The 15,108-nt window shown below is 58.9% G+C and carries 12 protein-coding genes; all 12 read right to left on the bottom strand.

Translation table 11 applies throughout. The features are described from left to right. Positions 1-106: 106 nt before the first annotated feature. Positions 107-1,396 carry a phosphopyruvate hydratase gene (eno, locus tag CKW17_RS06850; RefSeq protein WP_007908839.1) on the bottom strand — a complete coding sequence of 430 codons (1,290 nt, stop codon included), beginning with the start codon at positions 1,394-1,396 and terminating at the stop codon, positions 107-109. A gap of 157 nt (positions 1,397-1,553) precedes the next feature. Continuing rightward, positions 1,554-2,399 carry a 3-deoxy-8-phosphooctulonate synthase gene (gene kdsA, locus CKW17_RS06855; protein WP_016985082.1) on the bottom strand — a complete coding sequence of 282 codons (846 nt, stop codon included), beginning with the start codon at positions 2,397-2,399 and terminating at the stop codon, positions 1,554-1,556. 5 nt (positions 2,400-2,404) lie between these two features. Continuing rightward, entirely contained in the window at positions 2,405-4,036 is a 1,632-nt protein-coding gene (locus CKW17_RS06860) for a CTP synthase (RefSeq protein ID WP_095119284.1), read from the bottom strand. 274 nt (positions 4,037-4,310) lie between these two features. Then, entirely contained in the window at positions 4,311-5,639 is a 1,329-nt protein-coding gene (gene tilS, locus CKW17_RS06865; protein WP_095119285.1) for a tRNA lysidine(34) synthetase TilS, read from the bottom strand. 108 nt (positions 5,640-5,747) lie between these two features. Continuing rightward, positions 5,748-6,695: an acetyl-CoA carboxylase carboxyltransferase subunit alpha gene (locus CKW17_RS06870; RefSeq protein WP_038357918.1), complete on the bottom strand. Its 948-nt coding sequence runs from the start codon at positions 6,693-6,695 to the stop codon at positions 5,748-5,750. 139 nt (positions 6,696-6,834) lie between these two features. Continuing rightward, positions 6,835-10,356, bottom strand: coding sequence for a DNA polymerase III subunit alpha (dnaE, locus tag CKW17_RS06875; RefSeq protein WP_095119286.1), 3,522 nt, complete (start codon positions 10,354-10,356; stop codon positions 6,835-6,837). A 76-nt stretch (positions 10,357-10,432) separates the two neighbouring features. Then, positions 10,433-11,059: a ribonuclease HII gene (gene rnhB, locus CKW17_RS06880; protein WP_102902612.1), complete on the bottom strand. Its 627-nt coding sequence runs from the start codon at positions 11,057-11,059 to the stop codon at positions 10,433-10,435. Positions 11,060-11,070: 11 nt separating this feature from the next. Continuing rightward, positions 11,071-12,201, bottom strand: coding sequence for a lipid-A-disaccharide synthase (gene lpxB / locus CKW17_RS06885; RefSeq protein WP_016985089.1), 1,131 nt, complete (start codon positions 12,199-12,201; stop codon positions 11,071-11,073). A 2-nt stretch (positions 12,202-12,203) separates the two neighbouring features. Continuing rightward, positions 12,204-12,980, bottom strand: a complete 777-nt coding sequence (gene lpxA, locus CKW17_RS06890; protein ID WP_007908847.1) for an acyl-ACP--UDP-N-acetylglucosamine O-acyltransferase — start codon at positions 12,978-12,980, stop codon at positions 12,204-12,206. Beyond that, a complete protein-coding gene (fabZ, locus tag CKW17_RS06895) occupies positions 12,977-13,417 on the bottom strand; it encodes a 3-hydroxyacyl-ACP dehydratase FabZ (protein ID WP_003222142.1) in 441 nt (146 codons plus the stop codon). The genes lpxA and fabZ overlap by 4 nt, the downstream gene beginning before the upstream one ends. A 106-nt stretch (positions 13,418-13,523) precedes the next feature. Then, entirely contained in the window at positions 13,524-14,579 is a 1,056-nt protein-coding gene (lpxD, locus tag CKW17_RS06900; RefSeq protein ID WP_095119288.1) for a UDP-3-O-(3-hydroxymyristoyl)glucosamine N-acyltransferase, read from the bottom strand. 3 nt (positions 14,580-14,582) lie between these two features. Then, positions 14,583-15,086 carry an OmpH family outer membrane protein gene (locus CKW17_RS06905; RefSeq protein WP_007908849.1) on the bottom strand — a complete coding sequence of 168 codons (504 nt, stop codon included), beginning with the start codon at positions 15,084-15,086 and terminating at the stop codon, positions 14,583-14,585. Positions 15,087-15,108 lie beyond the last annotated feature (22 nt).

The following is a 15,108-nucleotide window of genomic DNA, read 5'->3' on the forward strand; positions in this document are numbered from 1 at the left end:
AGCCTGGAAGACCCAGGCTTGTGCTGTTAAGGCATCAGATTAGTGGCAAATCCATCGCTGTCACGACTTTTTCGACACAATCCGGTGTCCTTCCATCGATTTGTACTTAGCCGCGGAATTCGCTGCGACCGTTGTACTTGGCCTTGCCATTCAACTGCTCTTCGATACGCAGCAGTTGGTTGTACTTGGAAACGCGGTCGGAACGGCACAGCGAACCGGTCTTGATCTGGCCAGCCGAGGTGCCCACGGCCAGGTCGGCAATGGTCGAATCTTCGGTTTCGCCCGAACGGTGCGAGATCACTGCGGTGTAACCGGCAGCCTTGGCCATCTGGATGGCTTCCAGGGTTTCGGTCAGGGTGCCGATCTGGTTGAACTTGATCAGGATCGAGTTGGCGATGTTTTTATCGATGCCCTCTTTCAGGATCTTGGTGTTGGTGACGAACAGGTCGTCGCCTACCAATTGAACCTTCTCGCCGATCTTGTCGGTGAGGATCTTCCAGCCAGCCCAGTCCGACTCGTCCAGACCGTCTTCGATCGAGATGATCGGGTAACGTTCGGTCAGGCCTTTCAGGTAGTCAGCGAAACCTTCAGCGGTGAACACCTGACCTTCGCCGGACAGGTTGTACTTGCCGTCTTCGTAGAATTCGCTGGCCGCGCAGTCCAGCGCTAGGGTCACGTCGGTGCCCAGCTTGTAACCGGCGTTGGCCACCGCTTCCGAGATCACTTTCAGCGCGTCTTCGTTGGACGCCAGGTTCGGTGCGAAACCGCCTTCGTCGCCAACGGCAGTGCTCAGGCCACGGGCCTTCAGCACAGCTTTCAAGTGATGGAAAATCTCGGTGCCCATGCGCAGACCTTCCGAGAACGACTTGGCGCCAACCGGCTGCACCATGAATTCCTGGATGTCGACGTTGTTATCGGCGTGCTCGCCACCGTTGATGATGTTCATCATCGGTACCGGCATCGAGTAAACACCCGGCGTGCCGTTGAGGTTGGCGATGTGTGCGTACAGCGGCAGATCCTGATCCTGTGCAGCAGCCTTGGCCGCAGCCAGGGACACGGCGAGGATGGCGTTGGCGCCCAAGGTCGCTTTGTTTTCGGTACCGTCGAGCTTGATCATCGCGTGATCCAGGGCTTTCTGGTCGCTTGGGTCGGTGCCCAGCAGCAGATCGCGGATCGGACCGTTGATGTTGGCTACCGCTTTGAGCACGCCCTTGCCCAGGTAACGGCTCTTGTCGCCATCACGCAGCTCGAGCGCTTCACGCGAGCCAGTGGATGCACCGGACGGCGCGCACGCGCTGCCGATGATGCCGTTGTCGAGAAGCACGTCCGCTTCCACGGTGGGATTGCCACGGGAGTCGAGAACTTCACGACCTTTGATGTCGACGATTTTTGCCATTGTTGTAAACACTCCAAAGTTGACGAAAACGACGCAGCTAGAGGAAATCTTTTTACCGTCGGCAAGGGGTGTGCAGCGGGCAGACTTGCAGACGATAACGCTCATGCCCGAGGGCATGAGCGACAAATCGTGCGGTACTTTACCGGAGAATTGAGTGTTACGCGGTTTCTACCGTCGGAAAACTCTTCACCAGTTCGTCCAGAGCTTTGAGCTGGGCCAGGAATGGCTCCAGTTTGTCCAGGCGCAAGGCGCAAGGGCCGTCGCATTTGGCGTTGTCCGGATCCGGGTGCGCTTCGAGGAACAGACCCGCCAGCGACTGGCTCATGCCGGCCTTGGCCAGATCCAGAACCTGTGCGCGGCGACCGCCGGCGGAGTCGGCACGACCACCCGGCATTTGCAGCGCGTGGGTCACGTCGAAGAATACCGGGTACTCGAACTGCTTCATGATGCCGAAGCCGAGCATGTCGACCACGAGGTTGTTGTAGCCGAAGCTCGAACCACGCTCGCAGAGGATCAGTTGATCGTTACCCGCTTCCACGCACTTGTTCAGGATGTGTTTCATTTCCTGAGGCGCGAGGAACTGGGCTTTCTTGATGTTGATCACTGCGTTGGTCTTGGCCATCGCGACAACCAGATCGGTCTGGCGCGACAGGAAGGCCGGCAGTTGAATGATGTCGCAGACCTCAGCGACGACCGCGGCCTGATCAGGCTCGTGGACGTCGGTGATGATCGGTACGCCGAAGGCTTGTTTGATGTCCTGGAAGATGCGCATGCCCTCTTCCAGGCCAGGACCACGATAGGAGGTCACAGAAGAACGGTTGGCCTTGTCGAAACTGGCCTTGAACACGTAAGGGATACCGAGTTTCTCGGTGACCTTCACATACTCCTCGCAAACCTGCATGGCCATGTCGCGGCTTTCCAGCACGTTCATGCCACCGAACAGCACCATGGGTTTGTCGTTGGCAATCTCGATGTCGCCGACGCGGATGATCTTCTGTGCCATCGGGGTTACGCCTTCTTCTGGTGTTGAGCCAACGCTGCTTTGACAAAACCGCTGAACAGCGGATGGCCATCACGTGGTGTCGAGGTGAACTCAGGGTGGAACTGGCAAGCGACGAACCATGGATGGTCCGGAGCTTCAACCACTTCAACCAATGCCGCGTCAGCGGAGCGACCGGAAATTTTCAGGCCGGCTTCGATGATTTGTGGCAGCAGGTTGTTGTTCACTTCATAACGGTGACGGTGACGTTCAACAATCACGTCCTTGCCGTAGCAGTCGTGCACCTTGGAGCCGGCTTCGAGCAGGCATTCCTGAGCGCCGAGACGCATGGTGCCGCCCAGATCGGAGCTTTCGGTACGCACTTCGACTGCGCCGGTCGCGTCTTCCCACTCGGTGATCAGACCCACAACCGGGTGGCCGCTGGCGCGGTCGAACTCGGTGGAGTTGGCGTCTTTCCAGCCCATCACGTTACGGGCGAACTCGATGACCGCCACTTGCATACCGAGGCAGATACCCAGGTACGGAACCTTGTTTTCACGAGCGTACTGAACGGCAGTGATCTTGCCTTCCACGCCGCGCAGACCGAAGCCGCCCGGTACGAGAATCGCGTCGACACCTTCGAGCAGCGCAGTGCCCTGGTTTTCGATGTCTTCGGAATCGATGTAACGCAGATTGACCTTGGTGCGGTTGCTGATGCCGGCGTGACTCATCGCTTCGATCAGCGACTTGTAGGCGTCCAGCAGCTCCATGTACTTGCCGACCATGGCGATGGTCACTTCGTGTTCCGGGTTCAGCTTGGCGTCAACCACCGCTTCCCACTCGGACAGATCAGCGCTGCCGCATTGCAGACCGAAACGCTCAACGACGAAATCGTCCAGACCCTGCGAGTGCAGGATGCCCGGGATCTTGTAGATGGTGTCGGCGTCTTCCAGCGCGATCACCGCACGTTCTTCAACGTTGGTGAACTGAGCGATCTTGCGACGCGACGAGATGTCGATCGGGTGATCGGAACGGCACACCAGCACGTCTGGCTGCAGGCCGATCGAACGCAGCTCTTTTACCGAGTGCTGGGTTGGCTTGGTTTTGGTTTCACCAGCGGTGGCGATGTACGGCACCAGCGTCAGGTGCATCAGCATCGCGCGCTTGGCGCCGACTTCGAAACGCAGTTGACGGATGGCTTCGAGGAACGGTTGCGACTCGATGTCACCGACGGTGCCACCGATTTCAACCATCGCCACGTCAGCGTCACCGGCACCCTTGATGATGCGTCGCTTGATTTCGTCGGTGATGTGCGGGATCACCTGGATGGTTGCACCCAGGTAGTCACCACGGCGCTCTTTGCGCAGCACGTGCTCGTAGACACGGCCAGTGGTGAAGTTGTTGTTCTGGGTCATGGTCGTGCGGATGAACCGCTCGTAGTGACCCAGGTCCAGGTCGGTTTCGGCGCCGTCGTGGGTGACGAACACTTCACCGTGCTGGAACGGGCTCATGGTGCCCGGATCGACGTTGATGTACGGATCCAGCTTCAGCATGGTGACCTTAAGTCCCCGCGCCTCCAGGATGGCTGCCAATGAAGCCGATGCAATGCCTTTCCCCAATGAAGAAACAACACCGCCCGTGACGAATATGTAGCGCGTCATGAAAAACCCTAGAAGTCTGCGTTAAAGCGGTACGAGCCGCCGGGGAAAGCGAAGGAAGGCCGAAGCCCCCGATCACCTGCATTAATCACAGTGCACCTTTCAAAAAAACCGCCGCGTTGGGACAGACCGGCAGATGAAACACCGGTACGTTGCTCGCTACACATTTTTTGGAATCGCCCAGCAAAGACTGCTTGGTAATCGGCAACTCCTGCAATTCAGGCGAATCCACAGAAGTTGTATCAAGAAGGGAGCGTAGTCTACCGGAATGCTCCTTTCAGCTCAAACCTTGATCTTCGTCTGTTGGCAGCCAATGCAATTTCCAGCCCTCGTGCATATCGCCATCAAGTCCCGGCAGGTTCGCCACCGCGAGCAATTCATCGTCACGAAACAGCAGCGGCAATCTGCCACGCACGAAGCCCGGCACCGCGCGCTCATTGAGCAGGCGCTTGAGATCACGGTGACCTCGATCACCCAGATGCATGACTTCACCGCCCTGACGATAGGCAACACGCAACGGTCCGCCGGGAGTCTGCCCGCTGAACATGACACGTCCGTTATTGGCCAAGCGTAGCGCTGAAGACGGGCTCTGCCACTCGCAGCCGATCACTGGCGTACGCAGCCAGTCACCCCTGAGCCACCACAGACGGCCGGCGCTGCGGTGCAGTTCGCCATCGGCCAGACGCCAGATTGGCGCTGCGTCATGGGCGGCGTCGCACAGATTCGCCCAACCCGACCAATGGTCGGTGTCGGGTAGTCGGGTCAGTGGTTCCAGCCAGTGGCTGAGGGCATTTCGTTGACGAGCGACAGACAATGCAGCCAGGGGTGCCAGTTCCAATGACGGCAATCCCAGCCATTCGAATTCATGCGCGGTGGCGGCGTCAGCCAGATCAATCTGCGCCAGCTCATCGAGCAGTCCCTGGGCTTCACGCAAATGCGCGGCGCTGCGGGCCATGCTCGCCTGCGCCTGCGGCCAGCGCTCAGTCAGCAGCGGCATGACTTGATGGCGCAAGTAGTTGCGCGAGAACTGCCGATCCTGATTCGATGGGTCTTCGATCCAGACTAATTGGTGAGCCTGCGCATACGCTTCCAGCTCGGACCGGGAGACATCCAGTAACGGACGAATCAGTGTGCCCTGCCCGACTGGTCGCTGCTTGGGCATCCCCGCCAATCCGCGCACACCCGCACCACGCATGAATCGAAACAACAGCGTTTCCGCTTGATCATCACGATGCTGGCCAGTGAGCAACACGTCATTGGCTTGCGTCAGCGAACTGAACACCGCGTAACGCGCATCCCGCGCCGCCCGCTCCAGACTTGCACCCGGTTGCACCTTCACCCGCTCAATCAGCAACGGCACCCTCAGCGCATCACAGACAGACCGGCAGTGTTGTGGCCACGCATCAGCCGCAGCCTGAAGGCCGTGATGGATATGGATTGCGCTTAGCGCGGGGAGGGATTCAGATTTTGCCAGAGAGGCAAGCAGATGCAGCAGGACGGTGGAATCGAGACCACCGGAGAACGCGACGCGCCAATGAGCGGCATTGCGCCAAGGCTCAAGGTTCAGCAACAGCCGGGAAGGCAAATCACTCTTCGAAGAATTCATAGAGAGGGTCGCTTCTCAAGGATCCTGTAGGAGCTGCCGAAGGCTGCGATCTTTTGATCTTGAAAGATCGCAGCCTTCGGCAGCTCCTACAGGGGTATTGCGCTCGACTTAGAGACCGTAGCTCATCAGTCGATCATAACGACGCTTCAACAGCGCTTCGTTATCGAACTTCTTCAGCATCGCCAGTTGCGAGCTCAGCTCGGCACGGATCGACGCCGCAGCAGCGGCTGGATCACGGTGCGCACCACCCAGAGGCTCGCCGATAACTTTATCGACGATGCCGAGGCCTTTCAGACGCTCGGCGGTAATGCCCATCGCCTCAGCAGCATCCGGCGCTTTTTCTGCGGTTTTCCACAGAATCGAAGCGCAACCTTCCGGCGAGATCACCGCGTAGGTCGAATATTGCAGCATGTTCAGCTGATCGCAGACACCGATGGCCAGTGCACCGCCGGAACCACCCTCACCGATAACGGTGGCGATGATCGGGGTCTTCAGGCGCGACATCACACGCAGGTTCCAGGCGATTGCTTCGCTCTGGTTGCGCTCTTCAGCGTCGATCCCAGGGTAGGCGCCCGGGGTGTCGATGAAGGTGAGGATCGGCATTTTGAAACGCTCGGCCATTTCCATCAGGCGGCAAGCCTTGCGGTAGCCTTCCGGACGCGGCATGCCGAAGTTGCGGCGTACCTTCTCGCGCACTTCACGGCCCTTCTGGTGGCCGATGATCATCACCGGCTGATCTTCCAGACGGGCGATGCCGCCAACGATGGCAGCGTCATCAGAGAAGTGACGGTCGCCGTGCAGCTCGTCGAACTCGGTGAAGATGTGCTCGATGTAATCCAGGGTGTACGGGCGTTTCGGGTGACGCGCCAGGCGTGCGATCTGCCAGCTGGTCAGCTTGCCGAAGATGTCCTCGGTCAGCGTTTTGCTCTTGTCCTGCAGGCGGGAGATCTCATCGCCGATATTCAGCGAATTGTCATTACCGACCAAGCGCAACTCTTCGATCTTGGCTTGCAGGTCGGCGATCGGCTGTTCGAAATCTAGAAAATTCGGGTTCATAGGCGTCCGTCTTGGGTCGTGTCCCAAATGAGCTTGGGCCGGCCGGTTGTCTATTCGCGCCCTACCTTAAGGGAGAGGCGCGCTGAGGTCGAGATTAAAAATTCAGGTTGCGGGCAAGCGCAATGATGGCACTTGCCGGTCAACGGTATTGGAGGAAGACGTTGTCTCGCCCGAACTGGTCACGCAGAGCCTGAATCAAGGCATCCGCCGGATCAATTCGCCAGGTCTCGCCGAACTGCAGCAAGGTCTTCGCATCCGGGCTGGTGTACTCCATGGTGATCGGGCAAGCGCCGCGGTGACGCTTGAGCAGATCGCCCAACCAGCGTAGCTGATCGCCTTTCAGGTCCTGAGTTTGCAGCTTCAGGCGCAGGCTCTCGGCGAGGTTGGTGCGCGCATCTTCCATGCTCATCACGCGCTTGACCCGCAGGCGCAGACCACCGGAGAAGTCGTCATTGCTGACTTCGCCTTCAACCACCACCATTGCGTCGGTCTGCAACAGCGATTGCGCAGAATGGAACGCATCGGCAAACAACGATGCCTCGATCCGCCCCGAGCGGTCGTCGAGGGTGATGAAGCCCATCTTGTCGCCCTTCTTGTTCTTCATCACGCGCAGGGCAATGATCATCCCCGCCACGGTTTGCGTATCCCGGGCCGGTTTCAGGTCGATGATGCGCTGACGGGCGAAACGCCGAATCTCGCCTTCGTATTCGTCGATCGGGTGACCGGTCAGGTACAGACCCAAGGTGTCTTTCTCACCTTTGAGGCGCTCCTTGAGGGTCAACTCCTTGGCTTTGCGATGAACCGCGTAAACGTCGGCGTCCTCCTCGACAAACAAACCGCCAAACAGGTCGGCGTGACCGCTGTCGTGGGTGCGGGCAGTCTGTTCGGCGGATTTGATCGCTTCCTCCATCGCGGCCAGCAGCACCGCGCGGTTGCGATCGATGTTGGCCTGATAGGCTTTTTGTTCGTCGTGGAAATACGGCCCCAGGCGATCCAGCGCACCGCTGCGGATCAAACCGTCGAGCGTACGTTTGTTGATGCGCTTGAGGTCGACACGGGCGCAGAAGTCGAACAGATCCTTGAACGGACCGGCCTGACGCGCTTCGGTAATGGCCTCAACCGGGCCTTCACCAACACCTTTGATCGCGCCCAGGCCGTAGACGATACGGCCGTCGTCGTTCACCGTGAACTTGAACTCCGAAGTGTTCACGTCCGGCGCGTCGAGGCGCAGCTTCATCGTGCGCACTTCCTCGATCAAGGTCACGACCTTGTCGGTGTTGTGCATATCCGCAGAAAGTACCGCTGCCATGAACGGCGCCGGGTAGTGGGCTTTCAACCATGCAGTCTGGTACGAGACCAGGCCGTAGGCGGCGGAGTGGGATTTGTTGAAGCCGTAACCGGCGAATTTTTCTACCAAGTCGAAAATGTTACCGGCGAGGTCGGCGTCGATATTGTTGGTCGCGCAACCTTCAATGAAACCGCCGCGCTGCTTGGCCATTTCCTCGGGTTTCTTCTTACCCATGGCGCGACGGAGCATGTCCGCACCGCCGAGGGTGTAACCGGCCATGACCTGAGCAATCTGCATCACCTGTTCCTGATACAGGATGATGCCGTAAGTCGGCGCCAGAACAGGCTTCAACCCTTCGTACTGGTAATCCGAGTGCGGGTACGCCAGTTCGGCGCGACCGTGCTTACGGTTGATGAAGTCATCCACCATGCCGGACTGCAGCGGGCCCGGACGGAACAGGGCCACCAGTGCGATCAAGTCTTCCAGGCAGTCGGGCTTGAGCTTTTTGATCAGCTCTTTCATGCCGCGGGATTCAAGCTGGAACACCGCAGTGGTTTCGGCTTTCTGCAACAGCGTGTAGGTCGGCTTGTCGTCCAGCGGGATAAACGCAATATCCAGCGGCGGCTCGTTGACCTTGGCGCGGTCGCGGTTGATGGTTTTCAGTGCCCAGTCGATGATCGTCAGGGTCCGCAGACCAAGGAAGTCGAACTTCACCAGACCGGCCGCTTCAACGTCGTCCTTGTCGAACTGGGTTACCAGACCGTCACCGGCCTCGTCGCAATAGATCGGCGAGAAGTCGGTCAGTTTGGTCGGCGCGATTACCACACCACCGGCATGTTTACCGACGTTACGCACGACGCCTTCGAGCTTGCGCGCCATCTCCCAGATTTCCGCAGCCTCTTCATCAACCTTGATGAAGTCACGGAGGATTTCTTCCTGCTCGTAGGCTTTTTCCAGGGTCATGCCGACTTCGAACGGAATCATCTTCGACAGACGATCCGCCAGGCCGTAGGACTTGCCCTGTACCCGCGCCACGTCGCGCACCACAGCCTTGGCGGCCATGGAACCGAAAGTGATGATCTGGCTTACCGCGTTGCGGCCGTATTTCTCGGCCACGTAATCGATCACGCGGTCACGACCGTCCATGCAGAAGTCGACGTCGAAGTCGGGCATCGATACCCGTTCCGGGTTAAGGAAACGTTCGAACAGCAGGTCGTATTCCAGCGGATCGAGGTCGGTGATCTTCTGTACATAAGCCACCAACGAACCGGCACCCGACCCACGGCCCGGACCTACCGGCACGCCGTTGTTCTTGGCCCACTGGATAAAGTCCATAACGATCAGGAAGTAACCGGGGAAGCCCATCTGGATGATGATATCCAGCTCGAAATTCAAGCGGTCGACATAGACCTGGCGCTTGGCTTCGTAGTCTTCGGTAGTGTCTTTGGGCAGCAGCACCGACAAGCGCTCTTCGAGACCGTCGAAGGAGACTTTGCGGAAATATTCGTCGATGGTCATGCCATCGGGGATCGGGAAGTTAGGCAGGAAGTGAGTGCCCAGCTTCACTTCGATGTTGCAGCGCTTGGCGATCTCGACGGTGTTTTCAATCGCATCGGGAATATCGCTGAACAGCTCGAGCATTTCCTCGGCGCTTTTCAGGTATTGCTGATCGCTGTAATTCTTCGAGCGCCGCGGATCGTCGAGGGCGCGGCCCTCACCGATGCACACGCGGGTTTCGTGGGCGGCGAAGTCTTCCTGCTTGATGAAGCGCACATCGTTGGTCGCCACCAGCGGCGCGCCCAGTTTGTCGGCAAGTGCGACGGCACCGTGCAGTTGTTCTTCATCGTTGGGACGATTGGTGCGCTGGATTTCCAGATAGAAACGATCCGGGAACACCGCCATCCATTCACGCGCCAAGGCTTCGGCTTCGGCCGGGTTACCACCGATCATGGCCATGCCGATCTCGCCTTCTTTGGCGGCGGACAGCATGATCAGACCTTCGTTGGCCTCGGCCACCCACTCGCGCTCGACAATGATCATGCCGTTGCGCTGGCCTTCGATGAAACCGCGCGAGATCAGCTCGGTGAGGTTGCGATAGCCTTTGGCGTTCATCACCAACAGGCTGAGCCGGCTCAGCGGTGCGTCCGGGTCCTTGTTCGACAGCCACAGGTCGGCGCCGCAGATCGGCTTGATGCCCGCGCCCATGGTGTTTTTATAGAATTTGACCAGAGAACACATGTTGTTCTGGTCGGTGACCGCGACCGCCGGCATGTTCATGGCCGTCAGCGCCTTGACCAGCGGCTTGATCCGCACCAGCCCGTCGACCAGGGAGTATTCAGTGTGCAGGCGTAGATGAACGAATGAAGCCGGCATAGTGATCCTGTCCAGTTACATAGAGACAACAAGGCCCGGATTGTACCGGGCCTCGAACAAAACATCAGCCTTGCGACTAAACCTGCGTCAGACCTTCCAGCGCTTCATAAGCCTGACGCACCGGGGCGAACGAGCGCCGGTGAATCGGCGTCGGACCAAGACGCGCCAACGCTTCCAGATGAACGGGCGTCGGGTAGCCTTTATGGCCACCGATGCCATAACCCGGGTAGATCAATTCGAAGGCAGCCATTTCACGGTCGCGACTGACCTTGGCCAGAATCGACGCCGCAGCGATAGCCGGCACCTTGCCGTCGCCCTGCACCACCGCTTCGGCGCGCATCGGCAGTTGCGGGCAGCGGTTGCCGTCGATCATCGCCAGTTTCGGCTGAATGTGCAGGCCGGCCACCGCGCGCTGCATGGCCAGCATGGTTGCGTGGAGGATGTTCAGCTCGTCGATTTCTTCGACTTCGGCGCGGGCGATGCACCAGCTCAGGGACTTCTCGATGATTTCGTCGTAGAGCTTTTCGCGTTTGGCTTCGGTGAGTTTCTTCGAGTCGTTGAGACCGAGGATCGGCCGGTTCGGATCGAGAATCACCGCCGCCGTCACCACCGCCCCGCACAACGGGCCGCGACCGACTTCATCGACACCGGCCACCAGTTCTTCAACTTCGGCGACCAGAGTGAAATCCAGGCCCATCTGCATGCTTGTCTTGCTCATCGTGTCTGACCGATCAGGTTGAGGACGGCGTCCGCCGCCTGATTGGAGGCATCCAGCCGCAGCGTGCGATGGATCTCGTCGAAACCGCGTGTTTGTTCTTCGCCACCTTCGATCAGCGGCGACAGCGTCTGCGCCAGTGCTTCGACCGTGGCATCATCCTGCAACAATTCCGGGACCAGCAGACGCTGGGCCAGCAGGTTCGGCAGGGACACGTACGGGCTCTTGACCATGCGCTTGAGAATCCAGAACGTCAGCGGCGCCAAACGGTACGCCACCACCATCGGTCGTTTGTACAACAGCGCTTCAAGGGTGGCAGTACCGGAGGCGATCAACACGGCGTTGCACGCGGCCAGAGCCAGATGGGATTTGCCATCGAGCAAGGTCACCGGCAGATCACGTCCGGCGAGTAGCTCTTCAAGTTGCGCGCGGCGTTCCGGATTGGCGCAAGGAATGACAAAGCGCAAACCCGGGCGCATGGCGCGCAGGCGTTCGGCGGTGTCGAGGAACAGTGCACCCAGACGAGAGACTTCGCCGCCCCGGCTGCCGGGCATCAATGCCACCAGTGGGCCGTCGGGCAAGCCCAGCTCGGCACGTGCCGCAGCACGATCAGCTTCCAATGGAATGGTATCGGCCAGGGTGTGACCGACGAACCGCACTGGCACGCCCTTCTCTTCGTAAAATTTTGCTTCGAACGGCAGCAGCGTCAGCATCAGATCGCAGCCTTCGCGGATCTTCAGTACACGCTTCTGCCGCCATGCCCACACCGAAGGGCTGACGTAATGCACGGTTTTGATCCCGGCCTGACGCAGCTTGAGTTCGATATTGAGGTTGAAGTCCGGCGCGTCGATACCGATGAATACGTCCGGCTTCTCGGCGATCAGCGTGGCGATCAGGTCTTTGCGGCGCTTGAGCAATTCGCGCAGCCGGCCGAGGACTTCCACCAGGCCCATGACCGACAAGCGTTCCATGGGAAAGTAGGACGTCAGGCCTTCGGCCTGCATCAACGGGCCGCCGACGCCGATGAACTCGACCGCCGGATGCTGAGCCTTGAGCGCGCGCATGAGACCGGCGCCGAGAATGTCACCGGAAGCTTCACCCGCCACCAGCGCAATACGCAAATTGGCCATGATCAGCGAGTGATGCCGCGAGTCGACGACTGAATGGAGTCACGGAATATCGCAACTTCCGGGAACTGCGCAGCAGGCTCGGCCAGTTCGGCCAACGCCTGTTCGACCGTGAGGCCTTGGCGATAGACGGTTTTGTAAGCGCGACGCAGGGTGTGGATCGCGTCTTCACTGAAACCGCGACGGCGCATGCCTTCGAAGTTCATGCTGCGTGCTTCGGCCGGGTTGCCGAACACGGTGACGAACGCCGGAACGTCCTTGCCGATGGCGGTGCCCATGCCGGAAAAGCTGTGAGCGCCAATGTGGCAATACTGATGAACCAGAGTAAACCCGGAGAGGATCGCCCAGTCATCCACGTGCACATGGCCGGCCAACGCGGTGTTGTTGACCAGAATGCAGTGGTTGCCGATGACGCTGTCGTGACCGATGTGCGCATAGGCCATGATCAGGTTGTGATCGCCCAGCGTGGTTTCCGAACGGTCCTGCACGGTGCCACGATGAATCGTCACGCCTTCGCGGATGACGTTGTGGTCACCGATCACCAGACGGGTTTCTTCACCCTTGTACTTCAGATCAGGCGTGTCTTCGCCTACCGAGGAAAACTGGTAGATGCGATTGTGCTTGCCGATGCGGGTCGGGCCTTTGAGGATCACATGCGGCCCGATCACGGTACCCTCGCCGATTTCCACACCTGCGCCGATGATCGACCACGGGCCGACCTCGACGCCATCAGCCAGAACGGCCGACGGATCGATGATTGCGCGAGGGTCAATCAAACTCATAGCTTGCGTTCCGCGCAGATGATTTCAGCGGAGCAGACTGGTTTGCCGTCGACCGAAGCCTGGCATTCGAATTTCCAGATCTGGCGCTTGCAACTGATGAACTTGGCTTCGAGGATCAACTGATCGCCCGGCAGCACAGGCTGGCGGAAGCGCAGCTTGTCGGAACCGACGAAGTAGTAAAGCGTGCCGTCGGCAGGCTTCACATCAAGCATTTTGAAACCGAGGATCCCGGCAGCCTGAGCCATCGCTTCGATGATCAGCACGCCAGGCATGATTGGATGCGCAGGGAAGTGACCATTGAAGAACGGTTCATTGATGCTGACATTCTTGTAGGCGCGAATGCGCTTGCCTTCAGTGTCCAGTTCCACCACCCGGTCCACCAGCAGGAACGGGTAACGGTGAGGCAGGTATTCGCGAATCTCGTTGATGTCCATCATTTCGGGGGGAAGCCTATGTAAAGATTGGGAGCGCGACTGACGCGCACTCCTCTAGCAAATCAAGGAGGCAGTCTAGCGGCTGTGCACACTTGATATGGAAATGGTATCAGCCATCTGATGAAGCATTGCCGTCAGGGGTCACTTCCCCTACGCGCTTTTCCAGCTGTTTCAAACGTCGCGCGATGTCATCGAGCTGACGGATGCGGGCCGCGCTTTTGCGCCATTCGGCCGCCGGTTGCATGGCTGTGCCGGAAGAATAGGCACCCGGCTCGGTAATCGAGTGGGTCACCATGGTCATCCCGGTCAGGAAAACGTTGTCGCAAATATCAATGTGGCCGACCAGACCGACACCACCGGCGAGCATGCAATGCTTGCCAATCTTGGTGCTGCCGGAGATCCCGACACATGCGGCCATGGCAGTGTGATCACCGACCTGAACGTTGTGGGCGATCTGGATCTGATTGTCGAGCTTCACGCCGTTGCCGATCACGGTATCAGCCAGAGCGCCGCGGTCGATGGCGGTATTCACGCCAATCTCGACATCGTCGCCGATGGTCACGCCACCGATCTGCGCGATCTTCTGCCAGATACCTTTTTCGTTGGCAAAACCAAAACCTTCACCGCCGAGCACGGCACCGGACTGGATCACCACACGCTTGCCGATGCGCACGTCGTGATACAGCGTCACGCGGGGCGCTAGCCAGCCGCCTTCGCCGATTTCGCTGCGGGCACCGACGACACAATGCGCACCCAGTGTCACTTGCGCACCAACGCGTGCGCCGGCCTCGATCACTACAAAAGGGCCGATGCTGGCGGTTGGATCAACCACCGCGTCCGCCGCAATCACTGCAGATGGGTGAATACCAGCCGCAGCTTTTGGCTTGGGATCGAACAAATGAGAGATACGCGCATAAGCCAGGTAAGGATCAGGCACGACCAACGCATTACCGGCAAATCCTTCGGCATCAGCTTCTTTGAGCAGCAATGCAGCTGCCTGCGAGCCCGCCAGGTATTTGCGATATTGAGGGTTTGCCAGAAAGCTCAACTGAGCTGGGCCAGCCTCTTGCAAAGTGGCTAGCCCAGTAATTTTCGTCTCAGGGTCGCCACGCAGGGTGGCGCCGAGGAACTCGGCCAACTGGCCGAGTTTGATAGTCACGGTCATGGGTTACTTCAGCTGATTCATGCGCTCGATAACCTGGCGCGTGATGTCGTACTGAGGTTTGACATCGATCACTGCGCCACGCTCGAACACCAGGTCAAAACCACCTTTCTTGATGACTTCTTCCACTGCGCTATCCAGTTTCGGCTTCAGTTGCTTGAGCATTTCGCGGTCGGCAACGGCTTTCGCTTCGTTCAGCTCCTTGGACTGGAACTGGAAGTCGCGAGCCTTTTGCTTGAATTCCAGCTCCAGACGCTCACGCTCACCTTGCTGCATTTTGTCGCCACCGGCCATCAGACGGTCCTGAATGCCTTTGGCGCTGCTTTCCAGCGTCTTCAGTTTGGTCAGTTGCGGACCGAACTTCTTCTCGGCATCCACGGCATATTTCTTCGCCGCGTCGGATTCCAGCAGGGCCATCTGATAGTTCAGAACGGCAATTTTCATGTCGGCAAATGCCGGGCCTGCCACCATCAAGGAGGCCAGGAGAACCAATTGAGTCAACTTACGCACGATGCACTCCTACAAAATCCAT

Source organism: Pseudomonas sp. Irchel s3f10, from assembly GCF_900187515.1.
GTDB classification, from domain to species: domain Bacteria; phylum Pseudomonadota; class Gammaproteobacteria; order Pseudomonadales; family Pseudomonadaceae; genus Aquipseudomonas; species Aquipseudomonas tensinigenes.

Bases quoted from the DNA above. Each gene is read 5' to 3' on its own strand.
- eno (WP_007908839.1), bottom strand. From the start codon at position 1,396: ATGGCAAAAATCGTCGACATCAAAGGTCGTGAAGTTCTCGACTCCCGT.
- kdsA (WP_016985082.1), bottom strand. From the start codon at position 2,399: ATGGCACAGAAGATCATCCGCGTCGGCGACATCGAGATTGCCAACGAC.
- CKW17_RS06860 (WP_095119284.1), bottom strand. From the start codon at position 4,036: ATGACGCGCTACATATTCGTCACGGGCGGTGTTGTTTCTTCATTGGGG.
- tilS (WP_095119285.1), bottom strand. From the start codon at position 5,639: ATGAATTCTTCGAAGAGTGATTTGCCTTCCCGGCTGTTGCTGAACCTT.
- CKW17_RS06870 (WP_038357918.1), bottom strand. From the start codon at position 6,695: ATGAACCCGAATTTTCTAGATTTCGAACAGCCGATCGCCGACCTGCAA.
- dnaE (WP_095119286.1), bottom strand. From the start codon at position 10,356: ATGCCGGCTTCATTCGTTCATCTACGCCTGCACACTGAATACTCCCTG.
- rnhB (WP_102902612.1), bottom strand. From the start codon at position 11,059: ATGCAGATGGGCCTGGATTTCACTCTGGTCGCCGAAGTTGAAGAACTG.
- lpxB (WP_016985089.1), bottom strand. From the start codon at position 12,201: ATGGCCAATTTGCGTATTGCGCTGGTGGCGGGTGAAGCTTCCGGTGAC.
- lpxA (WP_007908847.1), bottom strand. From the start codon at position 12,980: ATGAGTTTGATTGACCCTCGCGCAATCATCGATCCGTCGGCCGTTCTG.
- fabZ (WP_003222142.1), bottom strand. From the start codon at position 13,417: ATGATGGACATCAACGAGATTCGCGAATACCTGCCTCACCGTTACCCG.
- lpxD (WP_095119288.1), bottom strand. From the start codon at position 14,579: ATGACCGTGACTATCAAACTCGGCCAGTTGGCCGAGTTCCTCGGCGCC.